We start from the raw sequence: 18,162 nt of genomic DNA, 5'->3' as shown, positions 1-18,162 counted from the left end.
CTCGGGGTACATGGGCGACTGAACCTTCGTTAAGTGTCCGACGGCGTGCGCGTGGAGGGTCTGGTGGCAGTGCAGGAAACCGTGGAACGCAAGTACGTCTACGACTTCGCCGAGGGGAACAAGGACCTCAAGGACCTGCTCGGCGGCAAGGGCGCGAACCTGGCGGAGATGACCAACCTCGGTCTGCCCGTCCCGCCGGGCTTCACCATCACCACCGAGGCGTGCCAGGAGTACCTCGCCACCGGACGGGAACCGGACGGCCTGGCCGACCAGGTCGCCGCCCACCTGGCGGCCCTGGAACAGACGATGGGCCGGTGCCTCGGTGACCCGGACGACCCGCTGCTGGTGTCGGTCCGCTCCGGGGCGAAGTTCTCCATGCCCGGCATGATGGAGACCGTCCTCAACGTCGGCCTCAACGACCGCAGCGTGGTGGGGCTCGCCCGGCAGGCCGCCGGCTCCGGCGGGCAGGCGGACTCCGCCGGCGCGGAGCGGTTCGCCTGGGACTCGTACCGCCGGTTGATCCAGATGTTCGGCAAGACCGTCTGCGAGGTGCCGGGGGAGGAGTTCGAGCACGCCCTCGACGACGTCAAGCGGGCCCGGGGCATCCGCGACGACGTCGAACTGGACGCCGACGACCTGCGCGGGCTGGTCGACGCGTACAAGAAGATCTTCCGGAAGCACACCGGCCGGGACTTCCCGCAGGAGCCGCGCGAGCAGCTCGACCTGGCGGTCCGCGCGGTCTTCGACTCGTGGAACGCCGAGCGGGCGGTGCTCTACCGGCGGCAGGAACGCATCCCCGCCAGCCTCGGCACGGCCGTCAACGTGGTCGCCATGGTCTTCGGCAACCTCGGCCCGGACTCCGGCACCGGGGTCGCCTTCACCCGGGACCCGGCCAGCGGCGCGCAGGGCATCTACGGCGACTACCTGGCCAACGCCCAGGGCGAGGACGTGGTCGCCGGCATCCGCAACACGATCCCGTTGCAGGAGCTGGAGCGGCTCGACAAGCGCTCCTACGACGAGCTGCTGGACATCATGGCCCGGCTGGAACGGCACTACCGGGACCTGTGCGACATCGAGTTCACCATCGAGCGCGGCAAGCTCTGGATGCTCCAGACCCGGGTCGGCAAGCGCACCGCGGCGGCGGCCTTCGTCATCGCCGGCCAACTCGTCGACGAGGGGCTCATCGACCTGGACGAGGCGGTGCACCGGGTCAACGGGGCCCAGCTCGCCCAGCTCATGTTCCCCCGGTTCCAGCTCGACCACGAGTTCCAGGCGGTGGCCCGGGGCATCGGGGCGTCGCCGGGCGCGGCCGTCGGGCAGGTCGTCTTCACCTCGGCCCGGGCCGTCGAGCTGGCCGCCGAGGGGAAGCGGGTGATCCTGGTCCGCCGGGAGACCAACCCGGACGACCTCCAGGGCATGATCGCCGCTCAGGGCATCCTCACCTCCCGGGGCGGCAAGACCAGCCACGCGGCGGTGGTCGCCCGGGGCATGGGCAAGACCTGCGTCTCCGGCGCGGACGCGCTGGAGGTCGACGTCCCGGCGCGGCGGTTCACCGTCGCCGGGCAGACCGTCGCCGAGGGTGACGTCGTGTCGATCGACGGCACCACCGGCAACATCTACCTGGGCGAGGTGCCGGTGATGCCGTCGGAGGTGGTGCAGTACTTCGAGGGGAACCTCGACCCGGAGCGCACCGACGACGCGCTGGTCCGCGCCGTACACCGGATCATGACCCACGCCGACCAGCGGCGGCGGCTGGCCGTCCGGGCGAACGCCGACACCGGCGCGGACGCCGCCCGGGCGCGGCGCTTCGGCGCGCAGGGCATCGGCCTGTGCCGCACCGAGCACATGTTCCTCGGCGACCGGCGGGAGCTGGTCGAGCGGCTGATCCTGGCCCGCACCGACGACGAACGGGAGAAGGCGCTCGCCGCGCTGCTGCCGTTGCAGCGGGCCGACTTCGTGGAGATCTTCCGCGAGATGGACGGGCTGCCGGTCACCGTGCGGCTGATCGACCCGCCGCTGCACGAGTTCCTGCCGCCGCTGGAGCAGCTCGCGGTGAACGTCGCGGTCGCCCAGGAACGCGGCGAGGACGTGGCGCAGGAGGAGGCGCTGCTGGCCGCCGTCCGGCGGATGCACGAGGAGAACCCGATGCTCGGCCTCCGGGGCGTCCGCCTCGGCCTGGTCATCCCCGGCCTGTTCGCGATGCAGGTCCGGGCCATCACCGAGGCCGCCGTGCAGTGCGCCCGGGACGGCGTCACCGCCCGGCCGGAGATCATGGTGCCGCTGGTCGGCGCGGTGCAGGAGTTGGAGACGGTACGCGCCGAGGCGGAGCGGATCATCGCCGAGGTGGTCGGGGGCAGTGGCGTCGAGGTGCTGATCGGCACCATGATCGAGGTGCCCCGGGCGGCGCTGACCGCCGGCCAGATCGCCGAGGCCGCCCAGTTCTTCTCCTTCGGCACCAACGACCTCACCCAGATGGGCTGGGGTTTCTCCCGGGACGACGTCGAGGGCGCGTTCTTCTGGCGCTACCTGGAGCTGGGCATCTTCGGCATCTCCCCGTTCGAGTCGCTCGACCGGGACGGGGTCGGCCGCCTGGTGCGGATCGCCGCCGAGGAGGGACGGGCCGCCCGGCCGGACCTGAAGCTCGGCGTCTGCGGCGAGCACGGCGGTGACCCCGACTCGGTGCACTTCTTCCACGAGGTCGGGCTGGACTACGTCTCGTGCTCGCCGTTCCGGGTGCCGGTCGCCCGACTGGAGGCCGGCCGCGCCGCCGTGGAGACCACCGGCTCGGACAGCCGCTGACCTGCCGCCCGCGCCCCACCCGTCGCTGTCCCTTGCGGCGGGTGGGGCGCGGCCGGCATCGCCGGCGGGCGGGGCGCGGGCCCGCGCAGCGCCGGCGGCCCCGTCGCTTCCGTGCCGGCGTGTCGGCTGCCCGCCCGTCGGCGCCGGCGTGCGGGCAGCGAGGTGCCGGGGCTGCCGGTGCGGGCTCGTCCTTCCCCCACCGGCCCCCGGACGGTCAGATCAGTGGCCGCTGCCAGCCACCGGGGGCGGCGGAGCGACGCAGGTGGGTCGGAATCGTCGCCAGCGGGGTGCGGACGGCCAGCGGGCCGGGCGTGATCGGCGGCTGGGGCTCGTCGTATCCCCGGCGGTGGGCGTCGAAGAACCCGCCGGTGCGCCGGGCCACCGCGCGCGCCGCCTCGTGCAGCGCCTCCGGGTCGGCGTCCGGGCCCGCGACCAGGGTGAGCAGCGCGTGCCGCCCGGCCGGGTAGATGACCACCTTGCCGTCCGTCGTGTGGACCACGTGCTCACGGAACTCGCCCCGGGTCGCCGCCTGGGCGACCCGCTGACCGAGACCGAAACTGGCGGCGGCGAGCGCGGCGAGGTGGGCCGCCTCGGTCGGCGGCAGGTCGCTCGCGATCAGCAGGCCGTCCGTGCCGGCCAGGACCGCGCCGCAGACCTCGGGCCGGTTCGACCGCAACCGGCGCAGCTCCGCGTCCATCAGGGTGCCAGCGTTCACGATCGCCCTCCCCAGGGTCGCTCCGCACCGGCGGGGGTGACGCCGGTGACGTTCCGCTCCTGGAAAGCTACCGCCGGCCACGGAAAGCTGCGATCCCATAACGGGCCGCGATCGGTCCGCAACCGAGGTCCGATCGGCCGATGCGCGGTCCGCCGAACGGTAGCTTCCACCCGTGAGCCCGTCGAGCCGCCGGCGGGACCGGGGCGGGTCTCGTCGCCGAGCCCCGACGACGCGGCGGGCGTAACCTGGGCTGGCCGGTGACACCGCTGTCCGGCAGCGAAGGAGGGCCGCATGACCAGCCTCTGGGAGAGCCTGACGATCGACGCCGAGGACCCGGCCCGGCTGGCCCGTTGGTGGGCCGAGGCACTCGGTTACCAGGTCGTCCACGAGCGGCCCGACGCGGTGGAGATCCGCGCGGCGGCGCCCCGGACGCCCGCGATCGTGTTCGTCCCGGTCGCCGACGGCAAGACCACGAGAAACCGGCTCCACCTCGACCTGCGTCCCGAGGACCAGGAGGCCGAGGTGGAACGGTTGGTCGACATGGGCGCGCGCCACGTCGACGCCGGACGGGACTGCCCCGGGTGGACGATGCTCGCCGACCCCGAGGGGAACGAGTTCCGCGTCCTACGGCAGCGCGAGCGGGCCGGCTGAGCGGCTTGGGCGTCGACGTCGGCGGGGCACCGGACCCGGCGGACAGCCGGCGGTGGGTGCCCGAACCGCCCAAGGACACCGCCTACGGGCGCGGACCGTACGAACGGGACCGGGCGCGGGTGCTGCACTCCGCGGCGTTCCGGCGGCTCGCCGCCAAGACCCAGGTGCACACCGCCGGCACCGACGACTTCCTGCGGACCCGGCTCACGCACTCGCTCGAGGTGGCCCAGATCGCCCGCGAGATGGGCGCGCGGCTCGGCTGCGACCCGGACGTGGTGGACACCGCGGGGCTCGCCCACGACCTCGGGCACCCTCCGTTCGGGCACAACGGCGAGGGGGCGCTCGACGACCTGGCCGCCGGTTGCGGTGGCTTCGAGGGGAACGCGCAGACCCTGCGGGTGCTCACCCGGCTGGAGGCCAAGGTGCTCGCCCCGGACGGTCGTTCGGCCGGGCTCAACCTGACCCGCGCCTCGCTCGACGCGGTCGCCAAGTACCCGTGGCCGCGTCGCGCCGGGGAACGCAAGTTCGGGGTGTACCCGGACGACCGGGCGGTCTTCGACTGGCTGCGCGCAGGCGCGCCCGCCGACCGGCGGCGCTGCCTGGAGGCGCAGGTGATGGACTGGGCCGACGACGTGGCGTACTCGGTGCACGACGTGGAGGACGGCATCCACGGCGGCTACCTGACGCTCCGGCCGCTGGTGCGGGACGCCGACGAGCGGCTCGCGCTCTGCGCCGACGTCGCCGCCGTCTACTCCACCGAGAACGCCGCCGACCTCGGCGCGGTCCTGGTCGACCTGCTCGCCGACCCGGTGCTCGGTCCGGTCGTCGACCACGACGGCAGCCACCCGGCCCAGGTCGCGCTGAAGGCGACGACCAGCGCGCTCACCGGACGGTTCGTGGCGGAGGCGGTCCGCGCCACCCGGGACCGGCACGGCCCCGGTCCGCACCGCCGCTACGCCGCCGACCTGGTCGTGCCCCGGCGGATCCGCGCCCAGTGCGCGCTGCTCAAGGGCATCGCCCTGCGGTACGTGATGCGCCGCCCGGGTGCCGAGGCCCGCTACGCCCGGCAGCGGGAGGTGCTGGCCGACCTGGTCCGGGTGCTCGCCGACCGGGGCGCGGACGCCCTGGACCCGGTCTTCGCCCCGCTCTGGCGGGCGGCTCCGGACGATCCCGCCCGGCTGCGGGTGGTGGTGGACCAGGTCGCCTCGCTCACCGACCCGGCCGCGGTCGCCTGGCACGCCCGCCTGGTCGCCTGAGCCGGCAGCGACCCGCTCGGGCGGTTGCCGGGGTGGGGTGGTTGCCGGCTCGGAGGGTTGCCGGCTCGGGAGGTTGCCGGCTTGGGTGGTTGCAGGGGACCCTTGCTACGCAAAAAGCGGTAACAGGGGTCCCCTGCTACCACCAAAGCCGACTGGGTCCGGCCGCTGACTTAGGTTAGCCTAACCAGCATGACGGATCGCCCGAAGAAGGTCACCACCACCGCGCACGTCGTGCGCACCGCGCGTCCCACCCCGCACGTCATCCGCCTGGTGCTGGGCGGGGACGGGCTGGTCGGGCTGCCGGTGGGCGAGCACACCGACCATTACGTCAAGCTGCTCTTCCCCCAGCCGGGCGTGGTGTATCCGACGCCGTTCGACCTGGACACGATCCGCCGGGACCTGCCCCGCGAGCAGTGGCCCCGGCTGCGGGCCTACACCGTGCGCGCCTGGGATCCGGTGGTAACCGAGCTGACGATCGACATCGTGCACCACGGCGACGAGGGGGTGGCCGGGCCGTGGGCCGCCGCGCTGCGTCCCGGTGACCCGGTCCACTTCCTCGGTCCCGGCGGGGCGTACGCGCCGAGCCCGGAGGCGGACTGGCACCTGCTGGTCGGCGACGAGAGCGCCCTGCCGGCCATCGCGGCGTCGCTGGAGCGTCTGCCGCTCGACGCGCCGGCCCGGGTGTTCGTGGAGATCGACGGTCCGGCGGAGGAGCAGCCGCTGCCCAGCCCCGGCGCGGTCGAGTTGGTCTGGCTGCACCGTGGCGACCGTCCGGTCGGAGAGGCGCTGGTCGCGGCGGTGCGGGCGTTGGAGTTCCCGCCCGGCGCGGTGCACGCCTTCGTGCACGGCGAGGCGACCTTCGTCAAGGAGTTGCGCCGGCTGCTGCGCGTCGAGCGGGGCGTGCCCCGGGAGATGCTCTCCATCTCCGGCTACTGGCGGCGCGGCTTCACCGACGAGGGCTGGCGGGCCAGCAAGCCGGACTGGAACCGTCAGGTCGAGGTGGAGGAGACCGCAGCGATCGGGTGAGCGCCGTCCGCGCCCTTGATCGACGTTAACGAGCGTCGATATATTGGCCCCTCCGTCCGGCACCCGGGCGGTACGTGACGGTCACCGTGGCCGGGACCGGAGGAGGGCGCCATGTGCGAGACGGACGGCGGGATCGACCGGCGGACACTGCTGCGGGGGGTCGCGGCCGGTGCGGTGGTGCTCGGCGGGGCGGCGGTGGGTCTCGGTGGCGCGCTCGCGGTGGGGGCCCCGGCGTACGCCTCCGGCTTCTACAACCCGTTCACCGGCTACCCGATCTCCGACGGCTGGCAGGCGCACCTCGACCGGGGTTCGCTCGGCGGCATCGACTACGTCATGTCCGTGGGCACCCGCCTGCCGGCCTGTGGCGGCGGCACGATCCAGAACATCCCGTACAACGGCACCGGCGGGCACACCGTCACGATCCACCACCCCAACGGCTACCGCACCCAGTACATGCACCTCTCCGCGTTCAGCCTCGGCAACGGCGCGGTGGTCGGCGCCGGGGCGACGGTGGGGCTCTCCGGCGGCGCGGCGGGCGCGCCCGGCTCCGGCTCCTCGACCGGACCGCACGTGCACTGGCACATGATCAATCCGTCCGGGGTGCGGATCAACCCGCTGACCTACCTCGCCGGGATCGGCGGCACGCTGCCCAAGACGTCCACCGAGTCCGACGGGATCCCCGGCCCGATCATGTGGCAGCGGGCGCAGAACTGGCTGCGGATGGAGCACGGCTACACCGGCCCGATCGACGGGGCGCCCGGGCCGAACACCTACGCCGCCCTCCAGCGGGCGATGCGCGGGTACGGCTACACCGGCCCGATCGACGGCGTGCCCGGCGTCAACACCTGGGCAGCGGTCCAGCGGCTGGCCGCCCGCTGGGGTTACACCGGGCCGATCGACGGCGTGATGGGTCCCAACTCGTGGCGCGGCTTCGCCCGCTTCCTCAACCAGGACCGTTACGACCGGACCTCCTGACCGCGACCGGTGCCGGGCGGCGACCCGGTGACCGGGCCGGACGGGCCGGCCCGGTCACCGACGCGGGTCAGCCGGCCGCGAGGGCGCGGGCGTCCGCCGCGATCAGGGTCGCCACGTCCTTCGGGACCTGCTTGCCGGCGTGCTGCTCGGCGTACCGGGCGAGCTGGGCGTACCGGCCGCCGCCGAGGAAGGTGAGCATCGCGTTCCGGGCCCCGGGCGCGACCTCCGGGGAGAGCACCAGGTGCGCCAGGCCGGTCGGGTCGGCGACCACGGTGAAGGTGGTGGTCACCGTGGTCCGGCCGCCCGGACCGGTGGCCTCGACCCGGACCGTGTGCGTGCCGGCGGTGAGCCGGGAGGCGTCGAGCACCTGACCCGGGGTGGCCGGCTCGCCGTCCAGGGTCACCGTGACGGCGTCCGCGTTGCCGGTGACCACGCCGAGCACCGGGCGCTGGGCGCGGTCCAGCCGGGCCCCGTCGGCCGGCGAGGAGACGGTGACCGTCGGCCGTCCCACCCCGCCCTGGAGCTGCGCGGCGTTCCAGCCGGCCAGCTCGGCGGGACGGTTGGTGATGATGCCGTCCACGCCGTACCCCTCCAGGCGCTGCCAGGCGGTGGCCGAGTCGACCGTCCAGACCATCACCGCCACCCCGGCGGCGTGCAGGTCCGCGACCACCGACGGGCGCGCGGTCAGCGCGGCGTCGCTCGGGTTGTACGCGGCCAGCCCCAGCTCCTTCGCCAGCGCCACCGGGTCGGCGTCGAGGGTGCTCCGGAGCAGCCCCAGCGGCAGCTCGGGGGCCAGTTCCCGGACGTACCGCAGGTGCGCCGCGTCGAAGCTCTGCACGAAGACCCGGGTGGTCATCCGCTCGGCGCGGACCACCTCGACGATCCGGGCCACCTCGTCGCGGGTGTGCGCGCCCTTGATCTCCAACAGCAGGTTGCCGCCCCGGTTCCGCAGGTCGGCGAGCTGCTCGGCGAGGGTGGGCAGCCGCGCGCCGGTGAAGTGCGGGGCGAACCAGGACCCGGCGTCGAGCGCCTTGAGCTGCGCCGAGGTGAGGTTGCGGATCGCCCCGACGCCGTCGGTGGTGCGGTCGACGGTGCCGTCGTGCAGCACGAACGGCACGCCGTCCCGACTGGGCTGGACGTCGTTCTCCACCCAGTCCGACCCGGCCCGGCGGGCCACCTCCTGAGCGGCCAGGGTGTTCTCCGGGGCCGCCGCCGAGGCGCCCCGGTGGGCGATCACGGTCAGCGGGGCGCCCTCGGGGCGGAGCAGCCCGTTCGGGGCCAGTTCGGTGACCGTGACGTCGTCGAACGAGACGGTCGCGCCGTTGACCACCAGGGCCTGCCCACCGTCGGTGGAGCGCTGGAGGCTGCTGGTGCGCATGAGCTGACGCCCGTCGAGGAACCAGCGGGCCTGGTTGCCGTGCACCTCGATGGCGACCTTGACGTCCCGTCCCGTCCCGGCCGCGTACGGCGCGGCGGTGGTGTTCGTGACGTTCCAGCTTCCGGCCGGGGTGAGCTGCGCGAACTCCAGCCCGTTCGCGGCCGTGCTGCCGCTGCGCATGGTGGCGATCCACCACGGGTTGGCCCCGCTCGCCGGCACGTCCAGGCCGAGGGCGGTCCACCGGGTCGCCTCGTTGACCTTCTCGAAGCGGACGGTGGCGGAGAACCGGAAGTGTTCGAGGTGCCGGCCGAAAGTGATCTTCCGGGTGCCGCTGGTGGCGGTGCCGACCAGCCGGCCGTCCACCACCTTCCAGTCCCCGTCGATCGCCCGCCAGCCGGCGGGGAGCGTACCGCTGTCGAAGTTCTCGGCGACCACGACGTCACCCGGCTCGGCGCCGGCGGGCGTGGCACCGCCCAGCGTGGTCAGCAGGCCGCCGGCGACCACCAGCGTGGCCAGTCCGGCGACCGCGCGCCGCCGGGCCGACGGCCCGGTACTAGTAATGATCATGACGGCAGACCCTAGGAGAGGCCCGCTAACACGACCGTGACCTGCGGTTACTCCCGCACGAACGGCTCGTGTACCGCATCGTCCGCCGGGCGCAGGGTGGTGCGCCGCGCCAGCACCTCGCCGACCAGCCGGGCGGACTGGGCCACCCGGCGGCGGACCACGAGCAGGTGCGTCGCGACGGCGCCGGCGAGGGCCGCGACCGCGCCGGCCGCCGCGAGCCAGCCCGGCGCGACCGCCGCCAGGCCGGCCCCGGCCGCCACCGCCACCACCACGCTGTTGATCAGCCCGATGGTGCCGGCCTGTCCGACCAGGTCACGCGCCCAGTGCCGGCGGAACGGCTCCGGCGCGAACGGTCCCGGGTCGTCCAGCGTCGGCATCATCAGGTACGGCGCCAGGTCCGGCGCGCGCCGGGCCAGGTACGTGCGCAGCACCGTCGCGGCGACCGCGTACCGGCGGCCCCGGGCGTTCAGTTCGACCTGCCGGGCGAAGACCGCGCTGCCGAGCATCAGCACCAGCGCGCCCAGCCCGGCCAGCAGGGTCGGCCGGACCGCGCCGGCCGGCGTGCCGGTGGTGACCATGCCGGCGGAGACGGCGGTGGCGGCGGTCGCCACGGTCAGGAAGAAGGTGAACCGGGCCGTCGTCTGGTCGTCGATGGCGCGACTGGCCTCCCGCAGGTGTTCGTACTCGGCCAGCGCGATGGTCAGCGGGGTGTCCGGTTCCTCGGCCATGGTCCTCCGTCCGTTTCCGGCCACGAGAGTAGTCATGATCCACAACCGGGACCAAGCCGTCTGGGATGCTGCAGATGTTATGTATGGGTGCATAACCGGCGGTTCCGACAGGATGGGCAGGGTGACCATGGCCGAGGAGAGAACACCGCCCGCGGGCGCGCCGGTCGACCCGCTGGTGCTGGTCCTGGGCGTCGGCGGAGTGCTCGCCGTGGTGGCCTGGGGGGTGTTCGGCCGGGCCTCGCTGGCCTCCTTCGGCACCTCCGGCCTGTCCTGGGTGATCGGCACGTTCGGCTGGTTCTTCGTGGTCGCCGCCGACGCCTTCCTGGTCCTCGCCGTGGTGCTCGCCGCCTCCCGGTTCGGTCGGATCCGGCTCGGCGCGGACGACGACGAGCCCGAGTTCAGCACGCTGGCGTGGACCGCCATGATGTTCAGCGCCGGCATGGGTATCGGCCTGGTCTTCTTCGCCGTGGCCGAACCGATCCAGCACTACGCCGTTCCGCCCCCGGCCAGCGGCGTCGCTCCGGAGACCGGCCCGGCCGCCGCCGCGGCCATGCAGTACACCCTCTTCCACTGGACGCTGCACCCCTGGGCGATCTACGCGGTGGTGGCGCTGGCCCTGGCCTACTCCACCTTCCGCCGGGGGCGGAGCAACCGGATCTCGGCGGCCTTCACCCCGCTGCTCGGCCGGCACGTCGACGGCCCGGTGGGGCGGACGATCGACCTGCTGGCCGTCTTCGCCACCGTCTTCGGCTCGGCGACCAGCCTCGGCCTCGGCGCGCTCCAGGTCGCCGCCGGGCTGGACATCGTCACCGGGGTCCCGGACAGCACCGCCGTGGAACTGGTGGTGATCGGCGCCCTCACCCTGGCCTTCGTCGTGTCGGCCTTCTCCGGGCTGCACCGGGGCATCAAGTGGCTCTCCACCACCAACGTGGTGCTCGCGGTGGCGCTGCTGGCCTTCGTCTTCGTGCTCGGCCCGACCGTCTACACCCTGGAGGTGCTGCCCGCCGCCGTTGGCGACTACCTGGCCAACCTGCTCACCATGTCCACCCGGACCGGAGCCTTCTCCGACCCGTCCTGGCTCGGCGACTGGACGGTCTTCTACTGGGCGTGGTGGATCTCCTGGGCGCCGTTCGTCGGCATCTTCATCGCCCGCATCTCCCGGGGCCGGACGGTCCGGCAGTTCGTCGTCGGGGTGCTGCTCGTGCCGAGCGGGGCCAGCGCGGTCTGGTTCGCGGTACTCGGCGGCAGCGCGCTGCGCGCCCAGGCCACCGGGTCCCGGGACCTGGTCGCCGACGTGGCGGCCGGTAGCGAGGAGGCGCTGTTCGGCCTGCTCGCCGGGCTGCCGCTGGCCACCCTCAGCAGCGTCCTGGCGGTGGTGCTGATCGCGATCTACTTCGTCACCGGCGCGGACTCCGCCGCGCTGGTGCTCGGTTCGCTCAGCACCCGGGGGTCGCTGCGTCCGCACCGGCCGCTGGTGGTGCTCTGGGGTGCGCTGATCGGCGCGGTCGCGGCGGCGCTGCTGCTCGCCGGCGGGCTCGACGCGCTGCAACAGGCGACGATCATGGTGGCGCTGCCGTTTGTGCTGGTGATGCTCGGCCTCGCCGTGGCGCTGCTGCGGGACCTCGCCCGGGACCCACTGGTCCAACCCACCCGCACCCGCCGTCCGTCCGGCCTGGCCGCGGCGGTGCGGGCGGCCCGGTCGTACGACGAGGAGGACCCGCCGCCGGTCACCCGGCACCTCTGGCGGCGTCGCTCCTGACCGAAGCCGCCGACCCGCCCCCGACCGGCCGGTCCCGTCACACGCCGCGCCCCCGCCGGGCCGATTCCCGGTGCGGCAGGGCAGGATGTACGCCGGAGGAGGTGGCGGATGGCTGGGCGGATCCGGGACGAGGACATCGCGCTGGTACGCGAACGCACCTCGATCGCGGACGTCATCTCGGAGACGGTGACGCTGAAGTCGGCCGGCGGCGGCAACCTCAAGGGGCTCTGCCCGTTCCACGACGAGAAGAGCCCGTCGTTCAACGTCTCGCCGGCCCGGAACGTCTTCTACTGCTTCGGCTGCGGGGCGGGTGGCGACGCGATCAAGTTCCTGATGGACGCCGACCATCTCAGCTTCGTCGAGTCGGTCGAACGGCTCGCCGGCCGGGCCGGCATCCAGCTGCGCTACGTCGAGGACGGCAAGCCGGCCCCCCGCGTCCGGCAGCAGCAAGGCCAGCGGCAGCGCCTCGTCGCCGCGCACGCCGCCGCCGTCGAGTTCTACACCGCGCAGCTCGGCACCGCCGGGGCCCGGCCGGCGCGGGAGTTCCTCGCCGAGCGCGGCTTCGACCGGGCCGCCGCCCAGCGGTACGGCTGCGGCTTCGCCCCGGACGCCTGGGACCTGCTCACCAAGCACCTGCGTCAGCAGGGCTTCAGCCACGACGAGCTGGTCACCGCCGGGCTGTCCCGGCCGGCCCGGTCCGGTTCGCTGATCGACCGGTTCCGCCGCCGGCTGCTCTGGCCGATCCGGGACCTCAGCGGCGACGTGATCGGCTTCGGCGCGCGGAAGCTCTTCGACGACGACGACGGCCCGAAGTACCTGAACACCCCCGAGACGCCGATCTACAAGAAGTCGCACGTGCTCTACGGCATCGACCAGGCCAAGCGGGAGATCGCCAAGCAGGGCCGGGTGGTCGTGGTCGAGGGGTACACCGACGTGATGGCCTGCCACCTGGCCGGCGAGACGACCGCCGTGGCGACCTGCGGCACCGCCTTCGGCGCGGACCACATCGGGGTGCTGCGTCGCCTGCTGCTGGACAGCGACGACGTGGCCGGCGAGATCATCTTCACCTTCGACGGGGACGCCGCCGGGCAGAAGGCCGCACTGCGTGCCTTCGAGGACGACCAGCGTTTCGTCGGGCGGACCTTCATCGCGGTCAGCCCGGACAACATGGACCCGTGCGAGCTGCGGCTGGCAAAGGGCGACCTGGCCGTTAGGGACCTGGTCGCCCGGCGCGAGCCGTTGGTCGACTTCGCGCTGCGGCACGTGATCGGCCGGTACGACCTGGACACCGTCGACGGCCGGGTGGAGGCGATGCGCCGCGCCGCCCCGCTGGTCGCCAAGCTCAAGGACGCCGAGAAACGCCCGGAGTACGTCCGCAAGCTCGCCGGTGACCTCGGTATGGAGATCGAACCGGTGCAGCGCGCGGTGCTCGCCGCCGGGGGATCCCCGGTCGGCCGGGAGAAGCCCCGCTCCGCCCCGAGCCGCGAGCCGGCGGTGGACAGCCCGCAGTCGATGGTCGAGCGGGAGGCGCTGAAACTGGCCCTCCAGGAGCCGGTGCTCGCCGGCCCGATGTTCGACGCGGTCGGCGCGGACGAGTACCGCCACCCGGTCCACCAGGTGGTCCGCGCCGCCGTCGCGGAGGCCGGCGGGGTGTCCTCGGCGACCGGCGGCGCGGTCTGGGTCGGCCGGGTCCAGGACGCCTGCGCCGACCTGGCCGCGCAGGCGCTCGTCGCGGAGCTGGCCGTGGAGCCGCTGCGGATCGACGGCGAACCCGACCCGAGGTACGTCTCGATCACCCTCGCCCAGTTGCAGTGGGGGTCGGTCACCGGCCGGATCAGGGACCTGAAGTCGAAGATCCAGCGGGTGAACCCGGTGGCGAACAAGGACGAGTACTTCGCGCTCTTCGGCGAGTTGCTCTCGCTGGAGCAGCACGCCCGGGCGCTGCGCGAACAGGCTGCGGGAGGACTGTGATGGGGCTGTTCAACCGTCGACCGAAGCTGCCCGCCCGGCACCGGCCGGAGCTGGCCGCCGACGAGCGGGTGCTCGCCTGGGCCCGGGTGGGCGACGGTGACGACGCCGCCTCGGTCGCCACCAACCTCGGGCTCTGGCTGCCCGGCCGGGACGGGCGGCTGGGCTGGCACGACATCCTCAAGGCGGTCTGGTCCGGGCGGGAGCTGCGGGTCACCCCGGCGGAACGCCTCGCCGAGCGGGACGGCTACCTGGTGGTCGCCGACGCGCCCACCGACACCTACCTCCTCCTCGACCCGGGGGAGCTGCCGCACCAGGTGCGCGCCCGGGTGACCAAGTCGGTGGCGTACACCGAACACCACCCGGTGCCGGGCGGCGCGGGCCGGATCGCCGCCCGCCGGGTGCCCGGCGTGGACGGCCTCACCTGGACGGTCCGCTACGACCCCGGCACCGGAGTCGACGACCCGGAGGTGGTCGCCGAGACCGACCGCCTGGTGGCCGCCGCCCGGGTCGCCACCAGCCCCGGCTCGCTGTAGGGGCGTCCCCGGCCGGGCGGGCTGTCGCCGCCGTCGGCCCGCCGGGAAAAGCGGTGGGGCTGGTCGGGGGTGCCGGCTAGGGTCGGGGGCGTGACGGCAGAGGTGCTGATCCGGGCCCGGGGCCTGGTGAAACGGTTCGGCGACTTCACCGCCGTGGACGGGATCGACGTCGACGTCCACGCCGGGGAGGCCTTCGGGTTCCTCGGGCCGAACGGCGCGGGCAAGTCCTCGACCATGCGGATGGTCGGCTGCATCTCCCCGCCCAGCGGCGGCGAGTTGCGCATCCTCGGCATGGACCCGGTCCGGGACGGGCCGGCGATCCGGGCCCGCCTCGGCGTCTGCCCCCAGCTGGACAACCTCGATCCCGAGCTGACCGTCCGGGAGAACCTCACCACCTACGCGCGCTACTTCGGCATCCACCGCCGGGTGGCCCGGGACCGCGCCGCCGAACTGCTCGACTTCGTGCAGCTCGCCGAACGCGCCGACAGTAAGGTCGAGCCGCTCTCCGGCGGCATGAAGCGCCGGCTCACCATCGCCCGCGCGCTGGTCAACGAGCCGGAGATCGTCCTGCTCGACGAGCCGACCACCGGGCTGGACCCGCAGGCCCGGCACCTGGTCTGGGAGCGGTTGTTCCGGCTCAAGCAGCAGGGCGTCACCCTGGTGCTGACCACGCACTACATGGACGAGGCGGAACAGCTCTGCGACCGCCTGGTGGTGATGGACGGCGGCCGGATCGCCGCCGAGGGGGCGCCCCGGGCGCTGATCGAGCGGTACTCCACCCGGGAGGTGGTGGAGCTGCGCTTCGCCGCCGAGTCGCAGGAGACGTTCGCCGGCAAGCTCGACGACATCGGCGAGCGGGTCGAGGTGCTGCCCGACCGGGTCCTGCTCTACGTCGCCCACGGGGACGACGCGGTCGCCGAGGTCCACGCGCGCGGGTTCACCCCGGCGAGCGTGCTGGTCCGGCGCAGCAGCCTGGAGGACGTCTTCCTCCACCTGACCGGCCGCACCCTGGTGGATTGAGCCGCGAGACTCTCTGGCGGGGGAGTCGGAAACTGTCCTCGCCCGTGACCGGGGCGACGGCTCCCGACCACAGCACTGCCCGCCCCCGGCCGCCGCGACCTGGCGAACAGGCTAGTCAAGATCGCCGGGAGCGTCGTTGGTGAGACTCACCCTGACGGAGCAGCCGGGCGTGATGGGGGTCTGGCGGAGCCACCAGGCGACGGCGGCGGCGCGGCTGGAGACGTTGGCTTTGGCGAAGACGCCCTCGAGGTGCTTGCGGACGGTTCGTGGGCTGATGCCGAGCTTGCGGGCGGCCTGGTCGTTGGTGTGTCCGGTGGCGATGAGCGCGAGAACCTGGGTCTCGCGTTCGGTGAACGTGCGCCGGCGTGGCGGTGCGGCGGGCTCGCTCGCCCTGACCCTGGCCTGAATCGCGGTTGTCTGGGCTTGATAGTCCAGCGCTGTCGCGATGAGGTCGCGGACGGGGTGGAGCGCGTGAGCCTCACGATCGGAGAAGTCGTGGAGCCTGCGGGTGAGGCCGATGAGAACCAGGTCCTCGTCGGTGATGCGGGGTGCCATCACCAGCAGGTGGCGCATGCCGTATCGGGCGAAGACTTCCCGGTAGATGGAAGTCTGCCGGAAGCGGTTGAAGGACATGAAGTCACTCGTACGGTACGGCCGTGGATCGCCGGTGGCGAGGAGGTTCCCGAGGTACGGGTCGTCAGCGGACAGCGTCATCCATTGATCGATCTCACCTGCGGACAAGGCGCTGGGTTCACCGGCCATGGTGACCGATGGCGTCTGGGTCCGCCAGGAACGGCAAATGTCGATACAAACACAGTCTGCGCCAACGGACTGGAGTAACCCGGCGGCAAGCTCGTCCACGAACGGCGCGTTGTTGACGATGGCGTGGGCGGCTTTCAGCGCGTGCCGCAACAGGCCCGCCTCGTTCATGGCGGTTCCCCTCGTTCGAGGCGGTAGTCAAGGTGGCGGAACAGGCACTGTCCCCGCCGATGCCAATCTATGACTATCGATGCATGCTACTCGTCGGGCAACACAGGGAGCCACCGGTGCGGAAGGGATGTCGTCGTGCGTAAGAATCTTCAGTCCTCCCTGCGGGGCGGGAGCGGTGCGGTGACCGCGCTGGCCCTTTCGCTCGTGATGTTCGGCGCGGACCCGGCGCGAGCCGAGGGCGGCGCCGGTGAGGGCCCGCGGGCTCCGGCAGCGAGCGCGTGCACGGTCTCGAACACCTCTCCCGACATCCTCTGGATCCACACCAGCCCGAGCACGAGCAGCTTCGCGTTGGGTTACCTCTGGCCCGGCCCTCCGGGCACGGGCTCGTCCGCACCCTGCGGTGGCGGCTCCTTCTGGGGTGCCGACGGCACCCCGTACAGCCACTGCGGTGGTGGTGACTACTACGCCGCGGTCGACTACTTCGGGGTGGTGGGCTGGGTCCCGTACAGCTGCGTCGTCGTCACCTACTGATCCCTCACCCCGCCGATCATGGAGTTGTGGCGCACGGTTGGTGGCCTTTGCGGAGGTCTGGTTGGTGCCCGGACTCCATGATCGACGGAGCGGAGCAAGCGGACGGTGCGGGGCGGTCGGGTCGGTTCTGCGGGGAGCTACGGCAGGCCGACGGCGGCGCCGGGCAGAGGCTTCTCGACACCCTCGCCGGCGTCTCACCCGAGCTCAGCTACCGCTCCGTCGCCTGGTCCTACGGAGACCTCTGTGCCGCGCGCGGTCAACGCCACCCTCGTCGCCAGGAAGGTCTTCGCCGAGCGCAACCTGCTCCCCGTCCGCCCCACCGCAGCCGGCTGACCTGGCCACCTTAATCCGCTACCGGACACGTCACGGCCTCCGATAACGTCGTCCGGGTCCAGGTGCCGACCGTCGACGGGCCCAGACTGCCGTCGACCGCACCGAGCGGAGAGTGGTGACGTGGGGAGGCTCAGCCGGCCGACCCCGGTCGACCGAGCGGGGTGGGGCGGAGATGAGCGTGACCCAGCAGGCCCGGCGGGAGGCGGCCCGACCGGGGCTGCCCCGGGTGCCGGCGCTGGCGGTCCTGGCGTACCACCTGGTCGGGTACCGCCGCACCTGGCGGTCGAGCGTCTTCTCGTCGTTCCTGCTGCCGGTGCTCACCGTGCTCGGCTTCGGCGTGGGCGTCGGCGCGTACGTCGACCAGGGCGTCGACGGGGTGCCCTACCTCGAATGGATCCTGCCCGGGCTGGTCGCCTCCACCGCCTTCCAGGTCGCGGTCAGCGAGTCGACCTGGCCGGTCTACGGCAACTTCCAGTGGACCAAGCTGTACTACGCGCAGAGCGCCGCCCCGCTGCGGGCCGGCGACATCCTCGGCGGGCACCTGGCCTTCGTCCTGCTCCGGGTGCTCACCTCCGCCGCCGCGTTCCTGCTGGTCGCGGCGGCGTTCGGGGCGGTGCGGTCCGGGTGGGCGCTGCTCGCCCTGCCGGTGGTGGTGCTGCTCGGCCTGTCGGTGGCCGCGCCGGTCTTCGCGTTCGCCGGCAGCGTGCCCGGCGACAGCTACCTGGCGCTGCTGTTCCGGTTCGCGGTGATCCCGGCGACGCTCTTCGCCGGGGTGTTCTTCCCGGTCGAGTCGCTGCCGGTGGGGCTGCGCTGGGTGGCGTACGTGACCCCGCTCTGGCACGGCGTCGACCTGTGCCGGGCCGCCGCGCTCGGGGTGGCCCCGCAGTGGTCCGCCACCGGACACCTGCTCTACCTGGCGGCCTGGGCCCTGGCCGGCTGGGTGCTGGCCCGGCGCGTGTTCCACCGCACCCTCGTCGTCTAGGGAGGACC

15 protein-coding genes are annotated in these 18,162 nt (G+C 73.3%); 11 read left to right on the top strand and 4 right to left on the bottom strand.

The features are described from left to right. Positions 1 to 63: 63 nt before the first annotated feature. Positions 64 to 2,799: a pyruvate, phosphate dikinase gene (gene ppdK, locus QSK20_RS03555; protein WP_285787076.1), complete on the top strand. Its 2,736-nt coding sequence runs from the start codon at positions 64 to 66 to the stop codon at positions 2,797 to 2,799. 214 nt (positions 2,800 to 3,013) lie between these two features. On the opposite strand, the gene QSK20_RS03550 is transcribed toward ppdK, so the two are convergent. Then, the gene (locus tag QSK20_RS03550) at positions 3,014 to 3,514 is read right to left on the bottom strand and encodes a roadblock/LC7 domain-containing protein (RefSeq protein WP_285787075.1); all 501 of its coding nucleotides are present in this window, start codon (positions 3,512 to 3,514) and stop codon (positions 3,014 to 3,016) included. 291 nt (positions 3,515 to 3,805) lie between these two features. Here QSK20_RS03550 and QSK20_RS03545 point away from each other — a divergent pair, with 291 nt between their 5' ends. From QSK20_RS03545 to QSK20_RS03530, 4 genes are all read left to right on the top strand, one after another. Continuing rightward, the gene (locus QSK20_RS03545) at positions 3,806 to 4,165 is read left to right on the top strand and encodes a VOC family protein (RefSeq protein WP_285787074.1); all 360 of its coding nucleotides are present in this window, start codon (positions 3,806 to 3,808) and stop codon (positions 4,163 to 4,165) included. Positions 4,166 to 4,170: 5 nt separating this feature from the next. Further along, positions 4,171 to 5,421 (top strand): deoxyguanosinetriphosphate triphosphohydrolase, encoded by a 1,251-nt coding sequence (locus QSK20_RS03540; RefSeq protein ID WP_285787073.1) that lies wholly within the window; start codon positions 4,171 to 4,173, stop codon positions 5,419 to 5,421. Positions 5,422 to 5,610: 189 nt separating this feature from the next. Then, a complete protein-coding gene (locus QSK20_RS03535; RefSeq protein ID WP_285787072.1) occupies positions 5,611 to 6,447 on the top strand; it encodes a siderophore-interacting protein in 837 nt (278 codons plus the stop codon). Positions 6,448 to 6,558: 111 nt separating this feature from the next. Further along, on the top strand, positions 6,559 to 7,422 hold the full coding sequence (locus QSK20_RS03530) for a peptidoglycan DD-metalloendopeptidase family protein (protein ID WP_285787071.1): 864 nt from the start codon (positions 6,559 to 6,561) through the stop codon (positions 7,420 to 7,422). A gap of 67 nt (positions 7,423 to 7,489) precedes the next feature. Here the strand turns inward: QSK20_RS03530 and QSK20_RS03525 are convergent, their stop codons facing one another. Together QSK20_RS03525 and QSK20_RS03520 are read right to left on the bottom strand one after the other, a co-directional pair. Further along, entirely contained in the window at positions 7,490 to 9,367 is a 1,878-nt protein-coding gene (locus tag QSK20_RS03525; protein ID WP_285787070.1) for a glycerophosphodiester phosphodiesterase, read from the bottom strand. 47 nt (positions 9,368 to 9,414) lie between these two features. After that, positions 9,415 to 10,095 carry a hypothetical protein gene (locus QSK20_RS03520; protein WP_285787069.1) on the bottom strand — a complete coding sequence of 227 codons (681 nt, stop codon included), beginning with the start codon at positions 10,093 to 10,095 and terminating at the stop codon, positions 9,415 to 9,417. A gap of 127 nt (positions 10,096 to 10,222) precedes the next feature. Here QSK20_RS03520 and QSK20_RS03515 point away from each other — a divergent pair, with 127 nt between their 5' ends. From QSK20_RS03515 to QSK20_RS03500, 4 genes are all read left to right on the top strand, one after another. Next, positions 10,223 to 11,854: a BCCT family transporter gene (locus tag QSK20_RS03515; protein WP_285787203.1), complete on the top strand. Its 1,632-nt coding sequence runs from the start codon at positions 10,223 to 10,225 to the stop codon at positions 11,852 to 11,854. A gap of 108 nt (positions 11,855 to 11,962) precedes the next feature. Then, entirely contained in the window at positions 11,963 to 13,825 is a 1,863-nt protein-coding gene (gene dnaG, locus QSK20_RS03510; RefSeq protein ID WP_285787068.1) for a DNA primase, read from the top strand. Next, entirely contained in the window at positions 13,825 to 14,358 is a 534-nt protein-coding gene (locus QSK20_RS03505) for a hypothetical protein (protein ID WP_285787067.1), read from the top strand. Before dnaG ends, QSK20_RS03505 begins: the two co-directional genes overlap by 1 nt. A gap of 90 nt (positions 14,359 to 14,448) precedes the next feature. Next, positions 14,449 to 15,378, top strand: coding sequence for an ABC transporter ATP-binding protein (locus QSK20_RS03500; protein ID WP_285787066.1), 930 nt, complete (start codon positions 14,449 to 14,451; stop codon positions 15,376 to 15,378). A gap of 111 nt (positions 15,379 to 15,489) precedes the next feature. On the opposite strand, the gene QSK20_RS03495 is transcribed toward QSK20_RS03500, so the two are convergent. Continuing rightward, positions 15,490 to 16,308 carry a helix-turn-helix transcriptional regulator gene (locus QSK20_RS03495; RefSeq protein ID WP_285787065.1) on the bottom strand — a complete coding sequence of 273 codons (819 nt, stop codon included), beginning with the start codon at positions 16,306 to 16,308 and terminating at the stop codon, positions 15,490 to 15,492. 135 nt (positions 16,309 to 16,443) lie between these two features. Between QSK20_RS03495 and QSK20_RS03490 the strand changes: the two genes are divergently transcribed. Beyond that, a complete protein-coding gene (locus QSK20_RS03490) occupies positions 16,444 to 16,839 on the top strand; it encodes a hypothetical protein (protein ID WP_285787064.1) in 396 nt (131 codons plus the stop codon). Between the two features lie 511 nt (positions 16,840 to 17,350). Further along, a complete protein-coding gene (locus QSK20_RS03485; RefSeq protein ID WP_285787202.1) occupies positions 17,351 to 18,154 on the top strand; it encodes an ABC transporter permease in 804 nt (267 codons plus the stop codon). The last annotated feature ends 8 nt before the right edge of the window (positions 18,155 to 18,162 follow it).

It is taken from the genome of Micromonospora sp. NBRC 101691 (genome assembly GCF_030269285.1).
GTDB classification, from domain to species: domain Bacteria; phylum Actinomycetota; class Actinomycetes; order Mycobacteriales; family Micromonosporaceae; genus Micromonospora; species Micromonospora echinospora.
Note: the sequence above shows the minus strand (reverse complement) of the source record. Positions and strands in the feature narration are given on the sequence as shown.

Coding starts and splice junctions, on each gene's coding strand:
- QSK20_RS03535 (WP_285787072.1), top strand. CDS start 5,611: ATGACGGATCGCCCGAAGAAGGTCACCACCACCGCGCACGTCGTGCGC.
- dnaG (WP_285787068.1), top strand. CDS start 11,963: ATGGCTGGGCGGATCCGGGACGAGGACATCGCGCTGGTACGCGAACGC.
- QSK20_RS03530 (WP_285787071.1), top strand. CDS start 6,559: ATGTGCGAGACGGACGGCGGGATCGACCGGCGGACACTGCTGCGGGGG.
- QSK20_RS03525 (WP_285787070.1), bottom strand. CDS start 9,367: ATGATCATTACTAGTACCGGGCCGTCGGCCCGGCGGCGCGCGGTCGCC.
- QSK20_RS03545 (WP_285787074.1), top strand. CDS start 3,806: ATGACCAGCCTCTGGGAGAGCCTGACGATCGACGCCGAGGACCCGGCC.
- QSK20_RS03515 (WP_285787203.1), top strand. CDS start 10,223: ATGGCCGAGGAGAGAACACCGCCCGCGGGCGCGCCGGTCGACCCGCTG.
- QSK20_RS03520 (WP_285787069.1), bottom strand. CDS start 10,095: ATGGCCGAGGAACCGGACACCCCGCTGACCATCGCGCTGGCCGAGTAC.
- QSK20_RS03495 (WP_285787065.1), bottom strand. CDS start 16,308: ATGAACGAGGCGGGCCTGTTGCGGCACGCGCTGAAAGCCGCCCACGCC.
- QSK20_RS03505 (WP_285787067.1), top strand. CDS start 13,825: ATGGGGCTGTTCAACCGTCGACCGAAGCTGCCCGCCCGGCACCGGCCG.